Origin of the sequence: Paenibacillus sp. RC334, assembly GCF_030034735.1 — a bacterium.
Classification (GTDB): domain Bacteria; phylum Bacillota; class Bacilli; order Paenibacillales; family Paenibacillaceae; genus Paenibacillus; species Paenibacillus terrae_A.
In genome coordinates, this window is sequence record NZ_CP125370.1 from 969,532 (window position 1) to 996,403 (window position 26,872).

Here is a 26,872-nt window from a genome sequence, read left to right on the forward strand (position 1 = left end):
AACGAACAGGCGCGGTTGGGACTGTCTCACGGGATAAGCGGGTTTTGAGAGCTGTCTGATAGATAGGGTTTAAATGAATCGATCATGGAGGACTCCCCGAGCCCTAAGCATTGTAGACAGGCCGATGGCCGTTCCCCTCCAGTCTATCCGTCAGTTCGGATGCGTTGTGGGCTGTTTTCCTGCCAGGCGAACGGCCTTCGACGCTGCTGGAGGCGAGTTGCAGGCCGTTATGGCCTATCATTTTTCCAATCAGCTTAAAGGAGATATATCAATGAGAAAGCTATTAATGTTCCTTTTAATAGCAACAATGGTTGTGATCAGCGCTTGTTCACCAGATAAGCCTGAAAAAAAGGATAACCTTGTGTACGTGGAAGGTGGGGCTTTTCAGAACAACAAGTCCAACCACTCTGGAAAAAACGTGACTCTATCGAACTTTTATATCGGTAAATACGAGGTAACTCAAAAAGAGTGGGTTGAAGTCATGGGAAGTAATCCCTCACAATTCATAGGCGACAAGATGCCAGTAGAAATGGTGAGTTGGTATGACGTTGCGGAGTACTGTAATCAAAGAAGTATACGAGAGGGTTTAAAACCGTATTACAACATAGACAAGGATAAAAAAGACCCGAATAATAAGAATGATAACGATAATATAAAATGGACAGTAACGATTAATGAGGGAGCTAACGGTTACCGATTGCCTACAGAAGTGGAGTGGGAATATGCTGCAGCCGGAGGTCAGGCGAGCAAGGGCTACACATACAGTGGAAGCAATAATGCCGACGAGGTCGCATGGTATTGGAAAAACGCCGGAGACAAATACTTATCTGGAGACTGGAACTGGCCTATCATAGAGAGCAACCATAATAAAACAAAATCGATCGGTACCCGGAAACCCAACGAGTTAGGAATTTACGATATGTCTGGCAACGTAAGGGAATGGTGCTGGGACTGGTACGGAGATTTGGATAGTCAAAGCGGTTCCTTCCGGGTAGTGAAGGGCGGCGGTTGGATTGGCAACGTCAGCAACAACGAGATATCCTTCCGAGGCAAGTTCGATGCGAATGGCTTTGGTCCCGATCAAGGGTTTCGTGTAGCTCGTAAAGAATAATTGGAACAAGTCACACCAAAATATTGTTAAACGAATTTAAAACAATAGCTTAATTAACATGAAGAGACGGCAATCGTTAAAGTGGCTGCCGTTTTCTCAACTAACGGGTAGTTTACCGTAATAACCCCCCCAGTAAAATTAGCTGACTCTGAGGGGCTCTTCATCTTTTTTCGATTGGTTATTTGAAGAAGCCTTTTTATTGAATGCCATTAACAAAATCAGTCCGATGATACATATTACACCAATCCATTGGAAAAATCCAAAAGGCTCTTTTAACCAAAATGCAGTTGTTAAAACAGCAGCTACTGGTTCCAAACTACCTAGAAGGCTCGTTTCTTTTGGTGAAAGACTTTGTAAACTTTCTATATAGAACCAAAATGCTATCATTGTGCCGAATATGATAACGAATACTAAATATAAAGAGGTTTCTAGTGTCAAGTTTTTAAAGTCTATATGCCAAGGTGGATGGATAAAACTTAATCCGAAACCGCCGATGATCATAGCCCAACCAACAATGACGAGGGAATCGTATTGCTTCAAAAGAGGAATTGCGTACAAGGTATAAAAAGCCATCGCTATTCCCGATAAAAGCCCCCAAATTATTGCGATTTTCGGCACGGATAGTTGTGAAATGGAGCCGTTTGTTAATAAGAAAAAAACAACCAGCTAAAGCAAGGATAATAGCTGACAAATCCTTTCGTGTTAAGACCATGTGTTTCCGCAGAATTAAATAGATGATAATCATTATGGGGGCTAAATACTGTAATAGCGTTGCAACAGCAGCATTTCCAGTTTTGATCGATGCCATATACGTATATTGAACCGAAAGCATACCGACCAAACCGAAGACAATGAGTTGAAAAGCTCTCCTTCTATTTTTCCATACACCCCATATTTGCGAATGGTCTTTTACAAAAAAATGAACGGTCAAAAGTAAAACACCAGCTATGAGCAAACGTGTTGTTACAAGCCAATTTATATCGATTGTGAATTGTTGAAAGAGTTTTTTTGAAACGGTGCCACTAATCCCCCAAAATATAGCTCCTGTTATAACAAGAAATAATCCTGTTCTTCTAGCTGAATTACCCATGAATATTCTCCACCTTGAAATATAATAATAGTGTTATGATAGGTGAAAAATCTTTTTAATTATACCTATATTTGCTGTTAAAATATAAATATATTGAGGTTGTGATGATTTGCAAATAAAAAATTTCATGATTGACCAAAACTTAAAAGAACTAACTGAGCATCGAACGGTCGTACTACCGATTGCGTGTTACGAAACAACGATTAACCAAAATATACATAAATATATACCACTTCATTGGCATGATGAAATTCAATTTGTTCTGATTGTAAAAGGGGAAGCAATTTTTCAAATAAATGAAGATAAACTAATAGTACGACAAGGTGATGGGATATTTATAAATAGTGGCTGCCTACACATGGCGGAAGAAAAGAATGAATCGGGTTGCGTCTATATCTGTTTAAATGTTTCTCCTCATTTCGTTTTATCACAAGAGCTTTACACAACCTATGTAACCCCTTATATCCAAGCGACTAATTTACCTTATTTATACATAGACCCTAATGAGCCTTGGGGGAAAAACATTTTAGATGCCATTTTGAAAATTAATCAATGTATTCAACAAAAATCACCATACTTTGAAATCGATATCACCATGCATTTAACATTAATTTGGAAAAACTTAATCATTAATGGCTTTCAATTAGAATACGACCAGATGGAAATGGTAAAGAGTCATCGGATCAAGCAAATGTTGAATTGGATCTATTTACATTACGCTGAAAAAATCACATTAGATGATATTGCAAGAGCTGGTCAATTGAGCCGTTCTGAATGCTGCCGATATTTCAAACGAATTTTAAAGATAACCCCGTTAAATTATGTAATGGATTATCGCATTCAAAAAAGTTTAGTCTTACTACAACAATCAGAAACTAACGTTACAGAAGTTGCCTATAAGGTTGGATTTAACAGTACAAGCTATTTTATAGAAAGATTCAGAAAGGCGATGAATATGACACCATTAGCCTACAAAAAATTAAAAATGGATGATTGCTAATGTTGTCCCAAATTTTCATTGTCTACAAAATGGAGCTTGACCAATACAGAGCAATGTGGGGCTTCACTTGCAGAAGCAAGAGCGCCGTATGGTAGTAATAGAGCGGTCATTGCTGCCAAGATTGCGGTTTTAGTCATTATTTTGATTGGTTTCATAATTATTGAAATTCTCCTTTTTCAAAAAAATTTTAGGGTGGGTTATCGTTATGAGCAAATTTGAAATAAACCTAATTAAGTATTTGTCTTATGGATTTATGGTAGGCATATATTATTCCTTCATCAAAGGCCCAACACAGTCGTCTACAGTTAACGGTGTGACTAAATTCTTCACTTTGCCTGCGTCTGATTTTATTTTTAGTGCATTATCAACCTCATTTCTAGTAAGTCTTATTTTTGGAATATTGTATTTTTTAGTGTTTTTAGACAAGAAAAGGAATAAATAGATTTCACCTTTATATTCCTTTATTGAAAATTTTTATTTTAGCTATAGTCGAAAACAAAAAGAACCATCGATGCCGGGAATTTCCGAAACACCGATGGTTCTCCCGACGTTCCGTATTTGGGTTTTAAACTTGAATTTACGGCGAATCAAATTTTTGAGGTTTTACGTGATTCTGAAATCCGAGTAGGAACTAAAGAAAATGCAAAGCGAGGTATGTTTGTTAGCCGGATGGAGCTGCCTTTGTTGGATTCGGTCATCAGGTTAGCTCGTTTGTTGGACAACCCGAAGGATATCCCAATACTTGCGCCGCTGTTTATTAAGGAAATTCTGTATAGGGTTATGCAAGGTCAGCATGGGGTTAGACTCGAACAAATTGCAATAGAGGGCAGCTCTGCCCATCAAATAAAAGACGTTATCGAACATATCACTAATAACTATGAAAAATCATTTCGGATTGAGGAGCTTGCGGAAAAAGTGAATATGAGTGTCTCGTCGCTACATAGGCACTTCAAAGAGATAACCGCTATGAGCCCTATTCAGTTCCAAAAAGAATTGAGGCTTCAGGAAGCCCGTCGCCTATTATTAATCGAATCAGCAGATGCCACTGATGTGGCATTTCGAGTAGGCTATGAAAGTCCTTCGCAATTCAGTCGTGAGTATTCCCGAATGTTTGGCTTTCCGCCTAGACAAGATATAAAGCGTCTAAAAGCATAAAAAGGTTCAAAATATAACGAAACCAGTTAAGGGAAGGGAAATACTTTTACGGAATGTAAGCAAAATTTAATTTAATTCGGGGTTCAACTAACGGGAAACGATAGTTGAATATAGAACAGGGAGCCCACCGCCGCGGAAAATGCTCCCTCTTTCATTGAAGTAACGGGCAGATTAGTGCAATATCCGTCAAATTAAATAGACAAAAAAATTGACTTCGAGTGTACTCGAAGCGGTAGACTATCTTCTAAGGTCATGCATGAACTTTTGACGCTGATTTGATATGTTCTGGTATATCGTATTTTTCTCCACATTCTGGGTTATTGTTAACTGGATTCCAGGTATCGTCCAATTGACCAGCCAAGACACTTTCGTAGTAAGCCTTCTTCTCTTTTATGTGCATTAATTGAAGGTTGTATTCATGAATCTTCGCTTCTAGTTCTTTTTCTTGTTTTACAACAAGCTCAGCCCTTTCAGGAATCGTCTCATCACCTTGCAAACACATAGCAATGTAATGTTTGACTTCTGAAATCGGCAATCCTGAAATACGAAAGCAATGCACCATTCGCAACCAATCCAGATCATGGTCAGAGAATAAGCGATTGTTTCTGCCGTCTCTCGAAACGAATGGTATTAATTGTTGGTCATCATAGTAACGAATCGTATGTTTTGTAAGGCCAGTTATTTCAGATACATCTTTTACCGTATATTTAGGTTCATGTAATGTCTGATTCAAAATTTTGTGCCTCCTTGCTATTGACTTCGAGTTGCTCGAATACTTTATGATGTCATTGTACCAATGTTGTGAGCGCTCATCAACTGGTAATCTCCTTTATCATTCCCCGACAAGGAATAGAGGATTGTTTGTTTGACTACTTTGGGAATGCGAATAAACGCTTTAACTTAAGACAACAATTACTACAGTTTATAAATGAATAATTAGAAAGAGGTTGGAAAATGAACACAAAATATAACAACTTGCTTGAATCCTTCTCATTCAAAAATGGAATAACCCTTAGAAATCGTGTCGTTATGTCACCTATGACCACTTGGTCCAGTAATGACGATTACACGATTTCAGATGAAGAAGTGAAATATTACAAAAAAAGAGTGAATGGCGTTGGTCTAGTTATAACAGGATGTACGCATGTACAACCAAACGGTATAGGTTTTACGAATGAATTCGCCGCTTATGACGATAAATTTATTCCAAGTTTACGGAAATTGGCGGATGGGGCGAAAAGCGGCGGAGCTCCTGCGGTACTTCAAATTTTTCACGCAGGCAACAAAGCACTGCCGGATCTTACGCCAAATGGAGATGTGGTTAGTTCCAGCGCTGTAGAGACGGAAGCAACTGAATTTGCTCCTTCCGTTTTGCCGAGAGAACTTTCGCACGCTGAAATATTGGAAGTGATTCATGCGTTTGGAGAAACAACAAGACGAGCCATTGAAGCAGGGTTTGATGGCGTTGAAATTCATGGTGCGCACGGATTTTTGCTTCAAAACTTTTTTTCTCCTTTCTTCAACAGACGTGAGGATCAATGGGGAGGATCACTTGAAAACCGCCTGCGTTTCCCACTGGAAGTAATTAGGGAAATGAAAAACGTCATTAAAAAACATGCTACAAAACCGTTTATTTTCGGCTACCGAATTTCTCCTGACGAACATCAAGAAGGCGGTCTAAGAATGAAGGATACCTATGTATTGATTGACCGACTGATTGAAGCTGGTGTTGATTATGTGCATGCTTCACTAGCTGATGCTCTTTCTTCAAAGCCAGTCGATAGCCAAGATGAAAAAACGTATCTTGAGTTGATCGTTGAACATGTAAATAGCCGGGTTCCCGTACTGGCTGCTGGTTCTATGGTAACCCCGGATAATGTTGCAACAGCATTAGATAAGGGTCTTACCCTAGCTGCGATTGGGCACGCCTTAATCATGAATCCAGACTGGGTAGAAAAGGTTCAAAATGGACAAGAGTCGGAAATCCAAACAGCGATAAAGGCTTCAAAAGTTAGTGAGCTTGAGCTTCCGGAAAAACTTTGGGGTGTCATCCAAGCTTCAGGTCCATGGTTTAATATCGAAGAATAACATTTTTAGCGTTATCACGTTTTCATTAAGAAAGGATGTCAATTATATGTCGAATATTGAAGGTAAGGTTGTAATTATTACAGGTGCCTCTAGTGGGATTGGAGAAGCTACTGCCAAAGAACTCGCATCCAAAGGTGCGAAATTGGTACTAGCCGCACGTCGTGAAGATCGTTTGAAAATTCTACAGAATGAGATTCAAAAAAATGGTGGAAAAGCGATCTATAAAGTTACAGATGTCGCTTCCCAAGAACATATGGAAGAGCTGGCTAAATATACGCTCCAAGAATTTGGGAAAATTGATGTGATGATCAACAATGCAGGAGTAATGCCCTTATCCGCAATCTCTGAGATCAAGATCAGTGAATGGGACAAAATGGTTGATGTTAACATCAAAGGTGTTCTTTATGGTATTGCTGCTGTTCTTCCGTCCATGAGAGAAAGAAAAGAAGGGCATATCATTAACGTTTCCTCCATAGCTGGTCATTTAGTATTCCCTGCTAGTTCAGTTTATAGTGGTACAAAGTTTGCTGTGCGTTCCATTACAGAAGGCCTTCGTAGAGAAGAGTGTATCAACAATATTCGAACGACTATTGTCTCGCCAGGATCGATTGATACAGAATTAACAGCAGCAATTTCAAACTCAGAGTTAAAAACTGCAATTAATGAGAATATGAAAATTGCTATCGAGCCTTCTAACATTGCTCGTGCCATAGCATTTGCAATTGAGCAGCCAGCCGATGTAGCAATTAATGAGATGATTATTCGTCCAACAATTCAAGAACTATAAAAATAGAAAAATCATGTGATGTGTTGATACTGCCCTAAAAAATAGATTTTGGGGCAGTATTTATATTTGTACGGTTTACATGCCTCTTGCTATTGCTATGGGATAGACATGATTTTGTTAGCCTTCGGAAATAGACATCATTACTGAGGGAAGAAACAGGGCTGGAACCCAAAACAAAAAAGTACACCAAATAAGCCTTCACCTTTTTCTAAAAACAAACTCATCTCCCATTCAACTAACGGGACACGATAGTTCAATGATAAAGTGGTGGTCTGGAAATTTTCGAAGTTCAGTTACAGTTAATAGGGCTTTTTTCATTGTCTACAAAATGGGGCTTGACCATACAAAGCATGCCATTGGAATAAGCCCAGCTGATAGATTCTTTCAGCAGATTTTTCCCCATACTCTAATCCAAAAATTCTTTACATGCGCAGACTCCAAATTCTACTTTATGAGCGAATCTATCTTAATAAATACCTTCGCCTCTTGAAAACCCCATGATTCGATCACCCACTACAGCAACTAAAAAAAATTTCTCGGTTTCACGGTGTCCGTTTGTATAATCTGTTCAAACCCTGGCATATCTAAAAATGCCTCCCCTTGCTCTCTATCTAAATTCCTGTCTCTCCATCATCTGTAATCTTAATTCAGATCAATCTGTCGTAGCTTTGTTGATTGCCGACCTAACGGTATAATGCAGACCATTCACATAAAATTCTCACTTGTTTATGACCATGATTTACTCCATTCCTTTTGAGTTGATGTGTCCAACTTGTTCTATTCTTTAGTATACTTTTATAATGAAAAAAGGAGCAGGAGGGGCAACCTTTTTGCTCCTTTTTCTTTACAAATCTAGAAGGCTGCAAGCCTTCTTGCCGCTCGGCACTTGTAGTCCCCCTGCCGCCCCAATTCCCTAAAAAGGGCGATGACTTTACGGTGGTCGGTCAGCGGAGCGGGCAGAATTGTTCTGAAGAAGCGAAGCGTTCGCCTTTGTAACGGGATTTTAACCTTAACAGGTGTTATATAAATAAAAAAATCCCGTTACAACAGCGATCGGAAGAACAATCTGCACGCGCAGCGCTCGCAACTCACCGTCGTAACTCATCCCACTATAGGTTGAAATTATATATAAATCGGTTGAAAATGTTGATTTTACCAATGGACAAGTATTTGTACAATGGAGTTGTAACGCTTACATTTCCAAGGAGGTTGCGGCGAAATGAAGAGAGTTCAGGCGATTGGCAAGCAAATCAGGACCCCAAGATCCAAAAGGAGGCCGTATTGATGAAATTTAAAGGAATATTGGCAGCATTTTTGTTTTTAACCGCGGCGTCTGTACTATTTGGGACGCATACGGCGGAGGCCTATGAACTATCCAATGACAAGCTGACGATTCAGACAGGCGAGCATGGCGAAATTTCATCCATCCGTATCAAGGGAGATGCTTTCCCGACAGAGTACGTGATGAACGCAACGGTAACACCCGAACAGAATACCGCGGATCATCAGTGGCTGGGTGAGCTGATGTTCACGTACCGACTGGACGAAGGCAGCTGGACGAAGGCTTGGACGAACAAGTCGGCAGATGCACGCAAAATCACGACCAGTGGCAACCGCGTCACCGTCACGTATGAAAACTCAAGCAACGCAGAAGGCATTCGCAATTTTAAAGTCATCGAAACGTATTCAGCGGAGTCGAACGGTTCGGTGTTGTGGAATATACAGGTACAGAACACAAGTGGCAAAAAGTTGGAGATTGGCGATTTTGGCCTGCCTTTGCCATTCAATGAGCAGTGGACGAACGGTGATGCGATTTACGAGACCAGAGTCGTAACGCATTCCTTTGTCGGCAACAACAGCTCCTATATTACGGCTGGACGTCCCAGCGGCATTGGTTCTTCGCTGCTGCTGATTCCTGATTCCTCAACGGGTGCGGGCTTTGAGTATCAGGATCACTGGCGGGATGAGGAGCATCCGGGCAGCAAATGGGCCTGGAATCCGGCGAATGAAGGCAAATGGCTGGAGGGACTGAATGTATTTTATATTCACTCCAATGTGATTAAGTCCACCAACCGTGGATATTTGCCCAACACAAGTCTGATCCTGAACCCCGGCCAAAGCCGCAACTATGGCTTCAAGTTTCTGGCAGTGAAGGATGAGCATGATGTGAAAGATACGTTGTATCAAGAAAACCTGGTGGATACAACGGTTGTACCGGGGATGATCGTGCCTACGAATCAGAAGGCGAAAGTGGATCTGCGTACCAAGCAGGCGATCAGCAAGGTAACCTATCCAGATGGAACCGTCATTCCGCAGACGGACAGCAAGACTGGAGGGCACCACATCTATGAACTGAAATTCACCAAGCTGGGTCCAAACTTCATCACAGTGGAGTATGGAAACGGCAACAAGACTGTTTTACAGTTTTATGCCATCGAGCCGATTGATTTGGCGCTGCAACGGCACGCTACGTTTATGGTAGATAAAACCCAGTGGAATGTACCGGGTGATCTGCGCGATAAAGTCTTTGACGATTGGATGATGCATACCAAATCCAAGCGTAACATTTTCAACGGATACTGGGGCTGGGGGGATGATTGGGGTCTGACCCACGGACAGTTCCTGGCTGAGAAAAACACACTGTCTCCGGTTGCCAAAGAGGTACGGGCGGTAGACGATTATTTGGAGACGGCCATCTGGACGAATCTGATGAACGGGCATCATGAGGATTATTTGATTCATGATTTCCTGATGCCAGAGCCGAACGATACACCAACCTATCGGGGGTACGCTTACCCGCACGTATACAACACGTATTTCAGCATGTACAAGATTGCGAAGGAATACCCGGATCTTGTCACTTACAAGCAGCCGAAGGAAACGTATTTGCTGCGGGCGTATAACATTTTCAAAGCATTGTACGAAGGGCCGGTTGCTTACAACTGGGAAACGGGCTTGATGGGCGAACTGACTACACCGGATATTATTCAGGCACTTCATGATGAAGGCTATGATGATGAAGCGAATGATCTCAAGGAAAAAATGGATCGCAAATATAACAATTTTAAAAATACAAAATATCCTTACGGCTCCGAATACAGCTACGATAACACTGGGGAAGAGGCCGTATATACGTTAGCCAAGCAGAATATAGATACAGAGGGCGAGCAAAATAAAGCCCTGGAAATGATGAGTAAAATCAATGCCAAAACCCGTGCAGCACGCGGACATATGCCAGTATGGTACTACTATACCGATCCGGTGACGATTACCGGGGAGAACTGGTTTAATTTCCAGTACACGACTTCGCTTGCGGGATATGCGATGGACGACTGGATCCGGCACCATGAGGACAATCACCGCGAGGAACAACAGCGTCTGTCCTATGCAGCTAAAATCGCCAATGTCGGAGCGATTAATTCCGGGCAAATCAGCTCGGACCCTGACAACATCGGGGCAGTCGCATGGACATATCAGGCAGAAAAAGGCAACCAGGGAACGAACGGCACCGGCGGCGGTAAAAATGTTCCGCTCTTTAACGGCTGGCGCGGCATGAGCGGCGAGGCCGATCTTGGACTGTTCGGTGCACTCAAAACGCTAAGTGCCGACATTGCAGTAGATCCGATCTTCGGATTGACGGGCTATGGTGCAGAGGTAAGCAAAAGCGGTAACGTGTATACGATCAAGCCGCTGGACGGCCTGTTCAAGCGGGTCAATCTGATCACGGAAAAGCTGTATATCGAGCTGGACAGGGACCAATATACAGAAGCCAAGCTGGCAACATCCAAGGATTATGTATGGCTCCAGCTGAAAAATCAGACACCTGGTCAAGCACATTCCACATACGTTACGTTCGATGGCTTGAAGAAGGGAACGTATTTGGTTAAAGTAGGTGGTCAATCGCAAGGTAAATTTAATGCGTATGCACCTACCAACAAGCTGAAATTGGACATGGGCACAGCATCCTCCTATACCGTGGAGCTGACACCTACGACGCCTGATCCGAACAAGGCGCCTGTCGTAGATGCGGGTAAAGCGTCCAAGGTGAAGCTGCCGGATCCAATCATTTTGAAAGGTACGGCTGAGGATGATGGACTTCCGCAAGGAAAGGTTACAAGCGAGTGGAGTCTGGTTGAAGGGCCACAGAATGCCAAGGTCACATTCAGCAGTAAAACATCGCTGCGTACGAAGGTGGACGTTTCCGAGCCGGGAACGTATATATTCAAGCTGACATCCAGCGACTCGCTGTTATCGGCTGAGGCCAGAGTAAGCGTGATCGTAGAACCGGCGGCTCCGTTACTTGAACAGCTTGCGTTGTATAAGTTTGATGAAACCAGCGGTTCTGTTGCTGTGGATTCATCGGGCAGTCACAATGATGCTGCCGTGAAGGGCACGGCTGCATGGGCTGCTGGGAAAACAGGCAATGCTGTCAGCCTGAATGGCAAGGACAGCTATGTGCAGCTTCCAGCGGGCATCGTAAGCCGGGCACAGCAATTAACCGTATCCGGTTGGGTCAAGGCGAACAGCCTGAGTGATTATGTACGGATTTTTGACTTCGGCTCCGGGACGAATGAATATATGTTCCTGACCCCTAAAGCCGGAAATACGATGCTGTTTGCGATTACCAACCAAGGCAACGGGCAGGGACAGGAACAGACGATTGAGGCTCCTGTGCTGCCGACAGGGGTGTGGAAACACGTTGCGGTCACTCTCTCAGGCTCCACAGGTATTTTATACGTGGATGGAAAAGAAGTGGGACGCAATACCAGCCTGACGTTGAATCCTACCAGTCTGGGTCAAACCAAAAACAATTTTATCGGTAAGTCTCAGTACCCTGACCCATACTTCGACGGTCTGGTGGATGAATTCCGCATCTACAGCCGGGCTCTGAATGCTTCCGAGGTGGCAGGTCTGGCCTCCGGTACAGCACAGAGCCTGACGGGAGCCGAGAAAATCACGGCTATAAAAGAAGTAAACGTGACGACACGTGCGGGTGAAAAACCCGAATTGCCGAGCGTGGTGGAAGCTACGTATGGAGAAGGCTCCACCAAATGGGTGGCTGTGGAATGGGAGGATATAGCCCCTGCACAATATGCTTCTCTGGGTTCATTTGAATTGAAGGGCAATGTAGAAGGAACAGAATTGAAGGCGATTGCCAAGGTGACCGTGATCGAGGCGGGGGCCCCTGTCAACTCCGGTACTCCGGAAACGCCGACAAATCCGGTTAACTCAGTAACACCTGAAACACCTGCTCCTGTCAGCTCTGCTAAATCAGCAGGGGGATTACGATCTGGAGGAAACATTGAATAGCTCTTGTTAAATAACCTTTCCCACTGTCACTTTCTTCCTGCAAAGGGGAGAGTGGCGGTGGGTATCCTTGCATTTGGAGTACAAAGCTGCGAATAAGAATGTGAATGGGGGAAAGGCATGAGCAAGATTACATTTCTGGGTGCAGGCAGTACGGTATTTGCTAAAAATGTGCTTGGCGATTGTATGCTGACACCTGCTTTGCAGGGCTTTGAGCTGGCGTTGTTCGATATTAACCCCGGAAGGCTGAAGGATTCGGAACATATTTTATCCAATTTGAAAAAAACAACGGGGAGTACCTGTGTGATCCGCTCCTACACAGACCGCAAGGAAGCGCTGCGTGGAGCTGCCTATGTGGTAAATGCTATTCAGGTTGGCGGCTATGATCCGTGTACGATTACGGATTTTGAAATTCCCAAAACCTACGGTCTGCGCCAAACGATTGCCGATACGGTCGGGATAGGTGGTATTTTCCGCAACTTACGGACGATTCCGGTGATGCTCGATTTTGCTGCAGATGTGCGTGAGGTATGCCCGGATGCATGGTTTCTCAACTACACCAACCCGATGGCTGTACTGACGAATGTGATGAACGTACACGGCGGCGTCCGTACGGTGGGGCTGTGTCATAGCGTGCAGGCGTGTATACCGGAGCTGTTCAAAAGCCTCGGGCTGGAGCAGGAAGGCGTGAAGGCGAAAATCGCAGGCATCAATCATATGGCGTGGCTGCTCGAAGTGAGCAAGGACGGTGAGGATTTATATCCCGAGATTAAAAAACGGGCTGCCGCCAAGCAGCAGGAAAAGCATAACGACATGGTACGCTTTGAGATGATGCTGAAATTCGGATATTACATTACGGAATCGTCCGAGCATAATGCGGAATATCATCCATATTTTATCAAGCGGGCATACCCTGAACTGATCGAACGGCTCAATATTCCCTTGGATGAGTATCCGCGTCGCTGCGTGAGCCAGATTGAACGATGGGAAACGATGCGCGGGGAACTTTTGGGCAATCAGGATCTTCGCCATGAAAGGTCGAATGAATATGCTTCGTATATTTTGGAGGCGATCGAAACGGATCGGCCTTTTACCATTGGCGGCAACGTGATGAATACAGGTTTAATTACCAATCTGCCAAAAGAAGCCTGTGTAGAGGTGCCTTGTCTGGTGAATCGCAACGGAGTTACGCCGACCTATGTCGGAGATTTGCCGCCCCAATGCGCTGCGCTGAACCGGACGAATATCAATACACAATTGCTGACGATTGAAGCTGCTGTCACCGGGAAAAAAGAGCATATTTATCATGCCGCACTGCTGGACCCGCACACGTCAGCCGAGCTGTCCATGGATGAGATTGTTTCTCTGTGCGATGACCTGATTGCGGCGCACGGAGAGTGGCTTCCAGCCTATGTGTAAGGGAGGCAGATGAATGGGAGGCCGTGGTCGTCAAAAGTTTACCGGGATTCCTACAATTCGTGGGAAATTTATCGTACTGACACTGGTGCTCACGGTCATTCCGATGGTGGTGCTGACCTTTACCTTTTACCGGATCGCGGCCCATTCACTTGGTGAGAAGTCGGAAGCGTTGGCTATGCAGTCCCGGCAAATGAGTGAAAATTACGTCAATGCGACGCTTTCCGATTTGAACGATCTGACCAATGCCATTCTCGGCAATCCCGACGTGCAGGCCACGCTGGAGAACAAGCCGGAAGACGATTATGAATACTTACGGAACGATGAAACACTCAGCATGGTCGTTCGGGCGCAAACCCAGACCAAGCCGTATATCACGTCCTCTCTTATATATGCCGCCAATGGCGGGCCCAAGCATTCGCTGTATCAAGGGAATGTTTCGGTCCGCTTTGGCGGCCTTCCTACATTAGAGGAAGCACGTGTTTACTATCGTCGCTTGCTCGCGGATCAGCCCATGATGTGGATGGCCCATTCATCGTTCGAATCGGGACGAGGGATGGCGGATGATCGTTTATACGTCGGGAAGCTGCTTCGAAAAACGACCGGCGACTATGCACCGCTTGGATTTTTACTGCTGGAAATTGACAAGGCCAGCCTGTTCCGGGGGCTTGCCTTTCATGAAACAGACGGCAATACCCAGATGTGGGTGCTGGATCAGAAGGGCGTGCCTGTATACCGTTTGCCGGAGCAGGCCGTTGCGGACAAGTCGCTGCTGCGGCAGATTGCCAAATCCGCTGTGGACAAACCCATGCTTACGAAGGACTGGAGAATATGGAACGGTCGTCAGACCATGATTTCCTACGGCCCGTTGAATGAAGGACAATGGACACTGCTGCAAAAAGTCGATCAGTCCGTGCTGTTCGAGGATGCGCGGCAGATTGGGGCCTGGACCATCTGGACTTTTTTAATTGCACTGGTGTCGGGCTGGATGCTGTCTTATCGGCTGAGTGATACGATTCGTCGTCCGTTGCTTCAGTTGAGCCGATTAATGGCGGTGGACGGCAGTACGAGCGCCACAAGCTCAGCCAAAGTTTCCGACGATCCTGCACCTGTTATTTTTAATCCCAAGGATGAGGTGGGGCAGATCGGGGAGCGTTTTCTTCATATGATGCAAAAAAATCATGAGCTATACGGGCAGGTCTATGAAGCATTGCTGTCGCGCAAGCAGGCGGAGTTTCGTGCGCTTCAGGCGCAGATTAATCCTCATTTTCTGTACAACACGCTGGAGTCGCTCAAGGGAATGGCGCTGGCCAACGGGCAACGGGATATGGCGGAGGTGATCGGTGCTTTTGGTAAATGCTTTCGCATCTCGCTAAGCTATGGCCGGGAGCAGATTAGCTTGGGACAGGAAGTCGAGCATGTGGGCGCCTATGTGAAGGTGCAGCAGTTCAGATTTCGGAATTCGTTCGAGTGGATTTGCGAGGTGGAGGAAGATATTTGCGGGTTTTACGTACCCAAGCTTATACTCCAGCCGCTCGTTGAAAATGCCATTTACCATGGCTTAAAAGGGCGTACCGACCGTGGCTACATCATGTTGTCTGGTACAAGGGAAGGCGATGCGCTGCGATTAACGGTCAGTGACGATGGAGGCGGTATCGGAGCCGAGCGGCTGGACGATATTCGGAAGTCCCTGAACGCCGAGCGGGGAAGTGCCATTGGCTTTGGACTGCGTAATGTACATGAGCGACTTCGCCATTATGGCCCGCAATATGGACTGTCCGTGACAAGCGAGCCGGGAACATACACCTCGGTTACCTTGCGGGCACCGATTCGAACCGAATAAGGAAGGGAGAGGATGGCATGTACCGGCTGCTGATTGTGGACGACGAATATCATATTCGGGAAGGACTGAAGCTGATGGTGGCGGAAAGCGGCCTGCCTGTGCAAGTCAGTGATGTGGCGGGTGACGGCGAAACGGCATTGCGTTTATATGTGGAGCAGCGACCGGACATGATTTTACTGGATATTAATTTACCGGATATGAGCGGACTGGATATTGCAAAAATCATTCGGGAAAAGGATCAGCAGACACCTTTGCTATTCCTGACAGGGTACGAATCTATGACGTACATTCGTCAGGCGGTTTCACTTCAAGCGGTCGATTATCTGCTCAAGCCTGTGACCAGCGGGGATTTTGAAGCGGCCCTGCGACGGGCCGAAGACCGGATTGTGCAGCTGAGAAGAAGCGAGGAAGAGGCCATTCACCGTCATCGTTCGTCGGAGCCGCTGTACAGGGAGCATTTACTGCTGGATCTGTTACAGCAGCGGCGTCCCGCAGCCGAGGTTATTCGGGAGATGGACGGGCTGGAGCTTTCCGGCGAGACTTCCGGGCCGCCCTACACCGTACTCTGCTGCGAGCTGGAAGAGACGCCGCAGCAGGAAGCAGCCGCCACGGGCGAGCTGCACGGCAGTAAGGAGGGAAGCAGCAGCGAATTCGCCGGGCTGGCTTGGGAAGCCGCCGCCGCCGCCGGGGCGAAGGCACACGGAGCGGCGGTTTCCCGGGATCGGCGTGTCGTGCTGCTGGCAGCAGCATCTAGCAGGGCGGCGGAGCGGACGGCACAGCATATCCGGCAGGCGGTACAGGAGCGGCTGAACCGTGCGGTGTCCATCGGGATTAGCCGGCCTGTAGGGCGGATGGAGCAGCTCCCCGAAGCATATGAGGAAGCTGTCCGGGCAGCGGAGCATCGGGGCTGGGTCGGCTACAGCCAGATCATCCCCTATGAGAGCATTCAGGCGGCTGAGCCGAATAGCAGTCATTTGATGGAGAAGGAGCTGCTGATGATTACGGAAATTCGGGCCGGAAATGATGCCGCCGTACATGCGATTTTACAGGAATGGTCGGGACAATTGGCGGGTTTGCCCGTCAAGCAGGTAAAAATGATCGTCACCCAGCTCGTGCTGTTCGTCATGCGGATCGTTCAGAGTGATGCATCTGTAGGACAAACGTCCATGCAGGAGCAGGACCCGTTGTTGGAGCTGTCCCGATTACGGCATGGGCCCGAGATGATTGATTATGTATCGCGCTATTTTGTCCGGGTGGGTCGCCATGTCCGAGAATCACGCGAGAAGGGCATTCCCCGCAAATTCCAACGGGCCAAGGAATGGATTCGGGAGCATCTTCAGGAGGATGGCGGGCTGAACAGCCTTGCGGCTTACATGAATATGAGTCCCAAATATTTGAGCGCCCGTTTCAAACAGGTTACGGGAGAAAGCTTTGCCGACTACCAGACGCGTGTCCGCTTCGAACGTGCCCGCGAGCTGCTGCTGGACCCGAATCGGAAGGTTGCTGATGTGGCGGAGCTTGTGGGCTTTGCGGATACGAACTATTTCAGCATTGCCTTCAAAAAGCATACCGGACTGACCCCGACGGAGTTTCGTAAAACATTTTTGTAAACGCGCTGTTAAAAAAATCATACCAAAACAAAGAGAGTCTGGAGTCGTTGGGTAGTCGGCTCCGGGCTCTCGGCGCATAATAGGCTTGTAAGGAGAATCCAGTTCAGGAAGGGGCCGATTGATTTGCTGAAACGAAGGTTACGGACATGGATGGCTCTCGTGATGACGGCGATGTTGACAGGGTTGACGGCTTGCAGCGGTAACGCTGGTGAACCGAACCCCAATGCGGTCGAACTCAAGTTCATGTACTGGGGGAGCAATGACGAGAAACAGGCAATGGAAAAAATGATCCAAAGCTTTAATGCATCCCACCCGGATATTCGAGTGAAGGGCGAGCATGTCCCGGGTGATTACACGACAAAGATTAACACGTTAATGGCCGCCAATCAGCTTCCTGATATCGCCTACCTGGGCGATTCGCTCACGATGAAGTGGGCAAGTGAAGGCAGACTTCTGGATTTATCCTCCTATTATGATGAATATCCCGAATTAAAAAACAAGCTTAAATCCTCCTATCTCTACAGCGAGCCCGGCAAGTCTATCGGCAACTACACCGCCATGGAAGTGATGCAGTTATTTTACAACAAAGAGCTGTTTGCAGAAGCAGGCGTACCCGTTCCCCCGGCTGATCCTAAAAAGGCCTGGACATGGGATGAATTTCTGGCAATTGCCAAAAAGCTGACCAAGGATCAGAACGGCAGGCATCCCGGTGACAGTAGCTTTGATCCAAAAAATATTGTGCAATACGGCTTTGCCTTCGGCAATGACCGCAGCTCCTGGGGACCGCTTCTGGCGAGCAACGGCGGAGCTTTGACCGACCAAACGGGCAAGAAGTACACACTGAATAGCCCCGAGTCGGTGGAGGTATTTCAGAAGCTACAGGATCTGGTTTTCAAAGAGCATGTATCTCCCGATTTGATCCAGCAGCAGGACATGCCATCCAATACGATCCGGCTTCAGACGAGAAAGGTCGCCATGGTGGTGGACGGAACCTGGTCGCTGCTCGATTTTTCGAACAACAAGCAGCTGCAATGGAGTATCGGCGTTCTGCCGAAGCTCAAAGAGCCCAAAACGATGATCGTTGCGGGGGCCACTGTCATTTTCCAGAGCACCAAGCATCCGAAGGAAGCACTCGAATTTTATTTGTATCATAATAATCCGGAAAAGGTGGACTTGTTCAAATCCGGTCTGTGGATGCCTATCGAGGAAAAATATTATACCGATAAGCAAGCCATCCAATCATGGACAAATAATGCTGCACATCCGCCGGAATTTCAACAGGCAGGCATCGAGTATGCCAGAGATTATGCAATCAAGCCGTCCACCTCGACTCTTCGCAACTGGCCTGATATCGGTTCCAAGTTGACCCCGGGGCTGGACCTGATCTGGACGAACAAGAAGACGCCGCAGCGGGCGCTGGATGAGCTGGAGCCCATCATTCAGCCATTGCTTCAAGGAGTATACCCGGATGAATAATCTGGCAGGACAGCAGCGAAAGGAGATCGGTCCATGAAGCGACAAAAATCAGGGATGATGCGCATGGAACGCAACTGGGGTCTGCTATTCGCGCTTCCTTCCATCCTGGGCTTAATGATATTTACGATTGGACCAATTACGGCCTCGTTCGTATTCAGTCTGACCGACTGGACCATTGGCGGACAGATGAACTTTATTGGACTGGACAATTACCGGACGATTCTGACCGAGGACTCCACCTTTTCCCAATCCATGTTCGTGACCACGTATTACGCGCTGGGCAGCGTGCCTCTCGGGTTGGTGGCGGCGTTTATCATTGCGCTCTTATTAAATCAAAAGGTGAAGGGCCTGTCCGTGTTCCGCACGATTTATTATCTGCCTACGATTGTGCCAAGTATCGCCAATACGATGCTGTGGCTGTGGATGTTTAATCCCGATTTTGGCTTGCTGAATTCCTTGCTGGAACACGCCGGATTGCCGGGAAGCAAATGGATTTACGACGAAAGCACGGCGATCCCCTCCCCTGATCATGATGAGCACCTGGGGAATCGGGAACACGGTCATTATCTTTTTGGCAGGGCTTCAGTCGGTTCCCACCCATTTGTATGAAGCGGCTGAGGTGGATGGGGGCCATATGTGGCACAAATTTATTCATATTACGATTCCTTCGATGACACCGACGATTTTCTTCAATCTGGTCATGTCCTTAATCAGTACCTTTCAGGCATTCAATCAGGCGTATGTCATGACGAACGGGGGCCCTAACAATTCGACCCTGTTTTATGTATTCTACTTGTGGCGCACGGCCTTTACGGAGACAAAAATCGGCTATGCGTCGGCGCTGGCCTGGATCTTATTTTTCGTCATTATGGTGCTGACCGTCCTGATTTTCTCCACGTCCAAAAAGTGGGTTCACTATGAAGGGAGGGGACGTTCATGAATCAAGTCGCTTCTTCTGTCAACGATTCACCAACACCAAAGCATCCGCCTCCACAGCCTGAACGCTCCCGCAGTCCTGCTAACACTACCCGTGCCAAGCCTCTTAAAATCAGTCGTGTTCTGCTGTACGTTGTTTTAATGATGGGCAGTATTTTAATGCTGTTGCCATTTGTATGGCTCATTCGCAGCTCTCTAATGGGCACATCGCAAATTTTCGTGTTCCCGCCAGAGTGGATACCGTCTCCTTTTCAATGGAGCAATTACCCGGAAGCGCTGACCTCTGTGCCGTTCGGCAGGTATTTTATGAATACGTTCATCATTGAGGTATGTGTGCTGGCAGGAGTGATGATGACTTCAATTGTATCGGCGTTTACCTTTGCCCGCCTGCGCTGGCCCGGACGTAATCTGATTTTTTCGCTGCTGATCGGGTCGATGATGCTGCCTTACGCGGTGACACTCATTCCGACCTTCGTTATGTGGCGTGAGTTGGGTGGGCTGAATACGTTCCTGCCGCTGATTGTTCCCGCATGGTTTGGCGGCGGAGCGTTTAACATCTTTTTAATGAGACAATTCATGTTGACCATTCCACGCGATCTGGACGAAGCGGCTTATATGGACGGGGGCACACCTCTGACCGTACTATGGCGCGTCATTATTCCATTGTCTTCACCCGCGCTGATCGTGATCGGGATATTTACTTTTATTGATGTGTGGAATGATTTCCTAGGCCCGATTATTTATTTGAGTGATGAAAAGCATTTTACATTGGCGCTGGGCTTGGCGACTTTCCGAGGGCTGAACAATACAAATTGGCCTTATCTGATGGCGGCTTCCAGTACGATTTTGGCTCCCATTGTCCTGATTTTCTTTATCGGACAACGCTATTTTATTGAAGGCATCACGTTGACAGGCATCAAAGGCTAGTAGGAATTGAAACTACAATTCGGGAGGTGGCAGTGGCTTTGGAAAAGCAAATTCGTTCGACAAAGCTGGTACAGGGTGTTCCGGGCAGATTAGCCCGATTACGGTCGGAGTTTTCGGCGCTGGGTATAGATGCGCTGCTCATTACACATGGACCCAATCGGCGTTATATGACGGGGTTTACAGGATCGGCTGGGATTGTGCTCATTACAGAGGAAAATGCTTTTCTGGTGACGGATTTCCGCTATATGATGCAGGCAACCGATCAGGCACTGGAATATTCGGTCATTCGGCATGAGGCACAAATTTTCCAGACGGTGGCTGATCTGACAGACAAACTGGGCGTTCACAGACTGGGATTGGAGAGCCGCCATGTCTCACTCCAGCAATCGAGTCAGCTTCAAGCCGTGCTGGGTTCGCTGGAATATGTGCAAACGGAGGATGTGATTGAACAGCTGCGTGATGTGAAGGACGATGAGGAAATTCGCACGATCAGCGAAGCGGCGCGTATCACTGATACCGCCTTTACGGAGGTGTTGAACTACATTCAGCCTGGGGTTACAGAGCGGCGGATTGCGGCGGAGCTGGAATATCGGCTGCGGCTGGCGGGCGCGGAATCGGGCGGTTTTGCGTTCATTGTTGCTTCGGGGGAGCGTTCGGCACTGCCGCACGGACTGGCCAGTGACAAGGAAATTGGTCTGAACGAGTTCGTCACGATGGATTTTGGTGCAAATGTGCGCGGCTATCTGTCCGATATCACGCGCACGGTATTCGTCGGTAAACCGTCAGAACGCCATGAGGAACTATATGCCATTGTGCTGGAAGCGAATATGAAGACGATTGCAGGACTTCGCCCTGGATTAAGCGGGCGGGAGGGAGACAGTCTGGGACGGGATGTAATTGCCTCGTACGGCTATGGGGAACATTTTGGTCACGGATTGGGCCACGGCTTTGGTCTGGAAATTCATGAGCAGGTACGCCTGTCCCGCGAAAGTAAGTCGGTGCTCGTACCGGGCCATGTCATTACCGTGGAACCAGGCATTTATATCCCCGGCTTCGGCGGGGTTCGTATTGAGGATGATGTACTGATCACAGAAGACGGTGTAAAGGTACTGACCTCTTCGCCAAAAGAGCTGCTTTTATTGTGAGCATTTTGCATACATCCCAAGAGCGCTGGGAATCGAATGATGCAAAATGCTGTAAGAACATGTCTGGTCTTCCAGTCATCCAAAAACGATATGGAGGGATCGTATGAACATGCAAAGAAGACGCACGAAAATATGGCTGACCGCACTGGCGGCTTTTCTCATCATTGCTTTGACCCCAGCCATTCCGGGTCAACAGGCATATGCCGAGGCGGAATCGGATGCAAAAGTAATCGACATCTTTAGCCGGACGGTGAACGATATCGGTATAGATCTGGTCGATTGGCAAGGCTATCTTGCGAACCCGTATGTGAAACTAAAAGTAAAGCCACCTGCGGACGCCGCTTTTCCAGTGACGGTTACGCTGAATGCGCAGGGCACATCCCGGCTGATGATGGATTTGCCAAGTACGTTGTCGGCGCAAGGCGCGAGCAAAACCTTGACCTTTGACAACGCGCAGGAGGAAAAAGAATTCCGACTAGCCATTCATCCCGACCGGATCGGAGGAAACGGCGAAATAGAACATTACACGTTGTCTATGTCCGTTGCCGGGAATGATGGGCAGACGACCATGCAATCTATTCCGATTCGGGTGTTGGATCAGGACGATAATGAAGATCCGAAAGTACCCATTCATTTTGACTACCGCTTCGATACGATTATGCCCTATTTCAATGACGCTTCTACCAGAAAGGCCGCAGAGCTGGCGGTGAAGGACTGGTTCTATTTCTTTGATCTGGATTCCTTCGACGAGGTTCCTGCCAATGCAGAGGTAAACCATCTGCCGGGAGACGATTGGCAAAATGAGATACAGGTGACGAATGATAAGCCCTATAAGGGCATGTGGGTGTTTATGAGAGGTTTGAATGGACCTTATTCTACAGGCTTTCCGGCCGATAACGGCAATTATCATACACGCAACGGGGTGACCGTGCCGGGGAACTTAAACCGTTCCTACAGTTTGATTTTGGATTTCTATGATGATGCAATTCCATTCACATCGGTGGACGATGAGGAATGGTATCAATCCGATCTGTCCAAGGTGACAGATGTACACGGACTGATCATGCATGAATTCGGTCATGCGATTGTGTTCAGCGACACGTTCCCGGGCGTCAAGGCGCTGAAGGAGGCCGCAGGCAACGACCCGGATATTATGGCCTATCAACATAGAGCGGCCGCGTTGGACGATAGCTATCATCTCTCCGGGGATATTGCAGAGGTCGATAGACTGAGCGGACAAAATGGTGGCTGGCGTCATATGTTCCCGACCCGACGCTGGATGAACACGAAGCTTTCGTTGCTGGTAGCGGAAAAAGCAGGCTGGCCGCTGCGTAAGGATCTGACTCCTTTCCTTGCGCCGGAAATCATTACGAAGGAACTGCCTGAACCCGCCAAAGGAAAGGCGTACACGGCCAAGCTGGAGGCCAAGGGGGGCGTACCGTTTTACGATTGGACGGTGACAGGCGGCGAACTGCCCGCAGGCTTTAAGCTGGATCGCTTCACAGGAACGATCAGCGGGACAACAGACAGCGGAGCAGAGAACAAGACGTATACGTTCACCGTACAGTTACGGGATTATGACGAGCTGAGCAAGCCTGTGACCCAAAGCTTTACGCTCAAGCTGTAACTGAAAATAATCCATTCGGGGGCAAAGTCGGCTTGATTAGATGCGTATGATTATGATGTACTCGGGCTTGAGTGGTCGGAGGGAGGGGAAATGAATGAAACACGATGCGGCAGATCTGGTCGTTGTAGGTGGCGGGATCATCGGGGTAGCTATCGCTTATTATGCGGCAAAATCCGGTTTGAAGGTTGTGCTGGCTGAGCGAGGGGAGATTGCTGGAGGCACTTCGTCCCGTTGTGATGGAAATATTTTAGCCATCGACAAGGAGCCGGGATTTGACAGCCGAATGTCGCTGGTATCACAGGAGCTGGTGGCAGAGCTGGCTAGAGAACTGGAGGATGAATTTGAGTATCGTGCGCCGGGCAGTATTTTGGTCTGTGAAAATGATCAGGAGATGCAGGCGGCAGAGCAGTGGGTGGCCCGCCAGCAGCAAGAGGGCCTTCCGTTTCGCATGCTGGATCAGCGTGATCTGCAGGAGGAATGGCCGCATTTGGCTAAAGACTTGCCGGGCGGACTGGAATGTGCGACAGATTCAACCGTGAATCCGGTACTAATGACGTATGCACTGGCCGGGGCCGCACGCCGAATGGGAGCCAGACTACTGCCGCGTACGCCGATACAGTCCGTCCTCAAGGACGAAGGGGGAAACGTTCGGGGTGTGGAGACACCCCATGGCGTTATCCATGCTGGAGCGGTGGTGCTGGCGGCAGGCGTGTGGACACGCAGCATCGGTCAATCACTCGGTCTTCATCTTCCGATTAAGCCGCGCAAAGGACATATTCTGGTGTCTGCCCGGATGCCCTCGATCGGGAACCGCAAGGTGATGGAGTTCGGGTATCTGATGAGCAAGTTTGGCGGGCAGCGGAGTGTGGATGAGGTGTATGAAAAATACGGTGTAGCACTGGTATTCGAGCCGACAGCATCACAAAATATCCTGATCGGCAGTAGCCGCCAGTTTGTCGGTATGGATACAGGTGTGGATCAGCAGGTGATCCGGTTAATCGCCCGCAGAGCAATTCGCTTTTTTCCAGACTTGGCAAACGTGCCGCTGATGAGGGCGTATACCGGATTGCGTCCATGGACGCCTGATCACTTGCCGATTGTATCGGCGGTGGACGAAATACCGGGGCTGTTTATCGCCTCGGGCCACGAAGGAGACGGTATTAGCCTCGCAGCGGTTACGGGGAAGCTGGTGACCGAAATGGTGCGCGGCGAATCGACTTGCATTCCGGTGGAACCACTGCGGTATGACCGATTTGGGGAGGCTTTTATCAGCAGTCAGGTTCACGGGGAGGTAACCGGATGAGCATACCAGGCAAAATCACTACGATTGATACCCACACGGGAGGCAATCCGACGCGAACGGTCATTCACGGCGCGCCCAAGCTGGTGGGACATACGATGCTGGAAAAGATGACGTATATGGCAGAGCATCATGATGATTTTCGTCGTCTGCTGATGTTCGAGCCGCGTGGACATGAGGTCATGTCGGGCTGCATTTTAACAGAACCCTGTCATCCGGATGCCGATATCGGTGTGGTCTTCGTGGAGACAGGCGGCTACTTGCCGATGTGCGGCCACGATACGATTGGCGTATGCACGGCGCTGATGGAAGGCGGATTGATTGCTGCGGACAAAAAATCGATTTTGCTGGATACCCCGGCAGGCCCGGTTCAAGTGCTGTTGGATGTAGATGAGGGAAAAGTACAACAGGTGACATTCACGAACATTCCTTCTTTTGTTTACCGTCGGGAGGTAGAGGTGGATGTAGACGGCATCGGTCAAGTAACGTTGGATATTGCGTATGGAGGTAACTTTTATGGCATTATCGAGGCGGCTTCCATCGGTCTTGCGCTGGAGCAGAGCAATGGGGCAGAGATTGTACGGACGGCGGTGCGGATTCGGGAGGCAGTGAATGCTGTGATTGAGGTGGTGCATCCTGAAAATCCAGTCATCCAGGGACTGACGCATATTGAATTTTACGGGGAACCAGTGGCTTCGCAGGCCGATTGCCGTAATGTGGTCGTCATTCCACCTGGGGGCATCGACCGTTCGCCTTGTGGCACAGGAACCTCGGCCAAGGTAGCGGTGCTGCATGCCAAGGGAAAGCTGGGTTTGCATGAGGCGTTTGTGCATGAAAGCATCACTGGCTCCATGTTCCGGGCTGAAATTGTGTGTGAGACACAGGTAGGCCCTTATCCGGCAGTGGTTCCGCAAATTACCGGATCGGCTTGGGTGACGGGACATCATCAATTTGTGCTGGATCCCGAGGACCCGCTTAGAGAAGGATTTTTGCTTATGTGAGTATTTTGCATCAATCCAAAGAGCGGCTTTTCATCAGCAGTACATAGATCGGAATGATTCTATCCGTCTATATATTGTACCCGCGAGCGACTGGAATCGAATGATACAAAATGCTGAATATCAAAATAAAGATGGGAAAGGGTTGGTGAGCATATGGCACGTTTTGAAGGTGTATATGTGGCGTTGGTTACACCGTTCACGGCAGAGCTGGAGGTCGATTACAAACGTCTGACCGAGCTGTGCGAGCATCTGATTGCGAACGGCATTAGTGGACTGGTTCCTACGGGATCACTGGGAGAATATGCAGCTTTGTCCGCGGAGGAACGGTCACAGGTTGTGCATACGGTAATTGACGCTGCGGCGGGGCGAGTCCCGGTCGTTGTCGGCTCGGCGGCTCCATCCACCAGGCAGGCGGTGCATTGGGTACAGCATGCAAAGGATGCCGGAGCAGCTGGTGTCATGGCGCTGCCGCCCATTAATTACAATCCGCTGCCTCATGAGGTAACGGCCCACTATGAAGCATTGTCGGAGGTAGGCTTGCCCATCATCGCATACAATAATCCCCATGATTACAAGGTCGATATGACCCCGGATATCCTTGCGGACTTGTCACGCATTGAAAATATCGTAGCGGTTAAGGAATTCTCAGGTGATGTACGACGTATTCACGCTATTTTGGACCAGACCGAGCTGGAGGTCATGGTCGGAGTGGATAATCTGGCTATGGAGGGGGCGTTATTCGGCGCGACAGGCTGGATTTCGGGGGTACCTAATGCGTTGCCCAAGGAAGGGGTAGAGTTGTTCCAGCTTGCACAGGCAGGAAATATGGCGGAAGCTTCCGCTTTGTATCGCAGGCTGCTACCGTTGTTCCGCTATGATGCCAGCCCGCAACTCGTACAGTCCATTAAATACATGATGGAGCTGGCTGGTTTTCCGGTCGGCCCAACACGTCCACCCAGACTTGCGCTGCCGCAGGCGGATTATGACCGCATTCGCGAAGCTTTTGAGGTGGCGGTTCGTCCGAGCGGGGTTTCATCCTGAATGGAGGTGAAG

Annotated in this window: 17 protein-coding genes and 3 pseudogenes; 18 read left to right on the plus strand and 2 right to left on the minus strand. The window is 48.0% G+C overall.

All coding sequences use genetic code 11. The features are described 5' to 3' along the window. Positions 1-271 precede the first annotated feature (271 nt). Positions 272-1,111 carry a formylglycine-generating enzyme family protein gene (locus QMK20_RS04690; RefSeq protein WP_283654793.1) on the plus strand — a complete coding sequence of 280 codons (840 nt, stop codon included), beginning with the start codon at positions 272-274 and terminating at the stop codon, positions 1,109-1,111. A gap of 138 nt (positions 1,112-1,249) precedes the next feature. Here QMK20_RS04690 and QMK20_RS04695 read toward each other — a convergent pair. After that, positions 1,250-2,201 (minus strand): annotated as a pseudogene (locus QMK20_RS04695) (DMT family transporter). A gap of 109 nt (positions 2,202-2,310) precedes the next feature. Here QMK20_RS04695 and QMK20_RS04700 point away from each other — a divergent pair. The 3 genes and pseudogenes from QMK20_RS04700 to QMK20_RS04710 form a co-directional block, all read left to right on the plus strand. Continuing rightward, complete coding sequence (locus QMK20_RS04700) at positions 2,311-3,201, plus strand: AraC family transcriptional regulator (RefSeq protein ID WP_283654794.1); 891 nt, start codon at positions 2,311-2,313, stop codon at positions 3,199-3,201. 36 nt (positions 3,202-3,237) lie between these two features. Further along, complete coding sequence (locus QMK20_RS04705) at positions 3,238-3,420, plus strand: hypothetical protein (RefSeq protein WP_283654795.1); 183 nt, start codon at positions 3,238-3,240, stop codon at positions 3,418-3,420. Between the two features lie 315 nt (positions 3,421-3,735). Further along, positions 3,736-4,356: pseudogene (locus tag QMK20_RS04710) on the plus strand (AraC family transcriptional regulator); the annotation flags it as partial. Positions 4,357-4,606: 250 nt separating this feature from the next. On the opposite strand, the gene QMK20_RS04715 reads toward QMK20_RS04710, so the two are convergent. Then, positions 4,607-5,089 carry a MerR family transcriptional regulator gene (locus QMK20_RS04715; protein WP_283654796.1) on the minus strand — a complete coding sequence of 161 codons (483 nt, stop codon included), beginning with the start codon at positions 5,087-5,089 and terminating at the stop codon, positions 4,607-4,609. Between the two features lie 221 nt (positions 5,090-5,310). Between QMK20_RS04715 and QMK20_RS04720 the strand changes: the two genes are divergently transcribed. The 14 genes and pseudogenes from QMK20_RS04720 (at position 5,311) to QMK20_RS04790 (ending at position 26,860) form a co-directional block, all read left to right on the plus strand. Continuing rightward, positions 5,311-6,444 (plus strand): NADH-dependent flavin oxidoreductase, encoded by a 1,134-nt coding sequence (locus tag QMK20_RS04720; protein WP_283654797.1) that lies wholly within the window; start codon positions 5,311-5,313, stop codon positions 6,442-6,444. A 46-nt stretch (positions 6,445-6,490) separates the two neighbouring features. Beyond that, the gene (locus QMK20_RS04725; RefSeq protein ID WP_283654798.1) at positions 6,491-7,231 is read left to right on the plus strand and encodes an SDR family oxidoreductase; all 741 of its coding nucleotides are present in this window, start codon (positions 6,491-6,493) and stop codon (positions 7,229-7,231) included. Positions 7,232-8,515: 1,284 nt separating this feature from the next. Continuing rightward, on the plus strand, positions 8,516-12,541 hold the full coding sequence (locus tag QMK20_RS04730; protein ID WP_283654799.1) for a DUF5695 domain-containing protein: 4,026 nt from the start codon (positions 8,516-8,518) through the stop codon (positions 12,539-12,541). A 117-nt stretch (positions 12,542-12,658) separates the two neighbouring features. Continuing rightward, positions 12,659-13,957 carry an alpha-glucosidase/alpha-galactosidase gene (gene melA, locus QMK20_RS04735; RefSeq protein WP_283654800.1) on the plus strand — a complete coding sequence of 433 codons (1,299 nt, stop codon included), beginning with the start codon at positions 12,659-12,661 and terminating at the stop codon, positions 13,955-13,957. Positions 13,958-13,970: 13 nt separating this feature from the next. After that, on the plus strand, positions 13,971-15,797 hold the full coding sequence (locus tag QMK20_RS04740; RefSeq protein WP_283654801.1) for a sensor histidine kinase: 1,827 nt from the start codon (positions 13,971-13,973) through the stop codon (positions 15,795-15,797). Between the two features lie 17 nt (positions 15,798-15,814). Then, positions 15,815-17,407, plus strand: coding sequence for a response regulator (locus QMK20_RS04745; protein ID WP_283654802.1), 1,593 nt, complete (start codon positions 15,815-15,817; stop codon positions 17,405-17,407). Between the two features lie 123 nt (positions 17,408-17,530). Beyond that, entirely contained in the window at positions 17,531-18,883 is a 1,353-nt protein-coding gene (locus QMK20_RS04750) for an ABC transporter substrate-binding protein (RefSeq protein ID WP_283654803.1), read from the plus strand. A gap of 33 nt (positions 18,884-18,916) precedes the next feature. Continuing rightward, positions 18,917-19,823 (plus strand): annotated as a pseudogene (locus tag QMK20_RS27315) (carbohydrate ABC transporter permease). Next, positions 19,820-20,746, plus strand: a complete 927-nt coding sequence (locus QMK20_RS04765; RefSeq protein ID WP_283654805.1) for a carbohydrate ABC transporter permease — start codon at positions 19,820-19,822, stop codon at positions 20,744-20,746. The pseudogene QMK20_RS27315 and the gene QMK20_RS04765 overlap by 4 nt, the downstream one beginning before the upstream one ends. A 38-nt stretch (positions 20,747-20,784) precedes the next feature. Next, entirely contained in the window at positions 20,785-21,891 is a 1,107-nt protein-coding gene (locus QMK20_RS04770; protein WP_283654806.1) for a M24 family metallopeptidase, read from the plus strand. Between the two features lie 103 nt (positions 21,892-21,994). Continuing rightward, complete coding sequence (locus QMK20_RS04775; RefSeq protein ID WP_283654807.1) at positions 21,995-23,518, plus strand: Ig domain-containing protein; 1,524 nt, start codon at positions 21,995-21,997, stop codon at positions 23,516-23,518. A gap of 94 nt (positions 23,519-23,612) precedes the next feature. Continuing rightward, positions 23,613-24,821, plus strand: coding sequence for an NAD(P)/FAD-dependent oxidoreductase (locus QMK20_RS04780; RefSeq protein ID WP_283654808.1), 1,209 nt, complete (start codon positions 23,613-23,615; stop codon positions 24,819-24,821). Continuing rightward, entirely contained in the window at positions 24,818-25,819 is a 1,002-nt protein-coding gene (locus QMK20_RS04785; RefSeq protein ID WP_283654809.1) for a proline racemase family protein, read from the plus strand. Before QMK20_RS04780 ends, QMK20_RS04785 begins: the two co-directional genes overlap by 4 nt. Before the next feature lie 153 nt (positions 25,820-25,972). Then, positions 25,973-26,860 (plus strand): dihydrodipicolinate synthase family protein, encoded by an 888-nt coding sequence (locus tag QMK20_RS04790; protein WP_283654810.1) that lies wholly within the window; start codon positions 25,973-25,975, stop codon positions 26,858-26,860. The last annotated feature ends 12 nt before the right edge of the window (positions 26,861-26,872 follow it).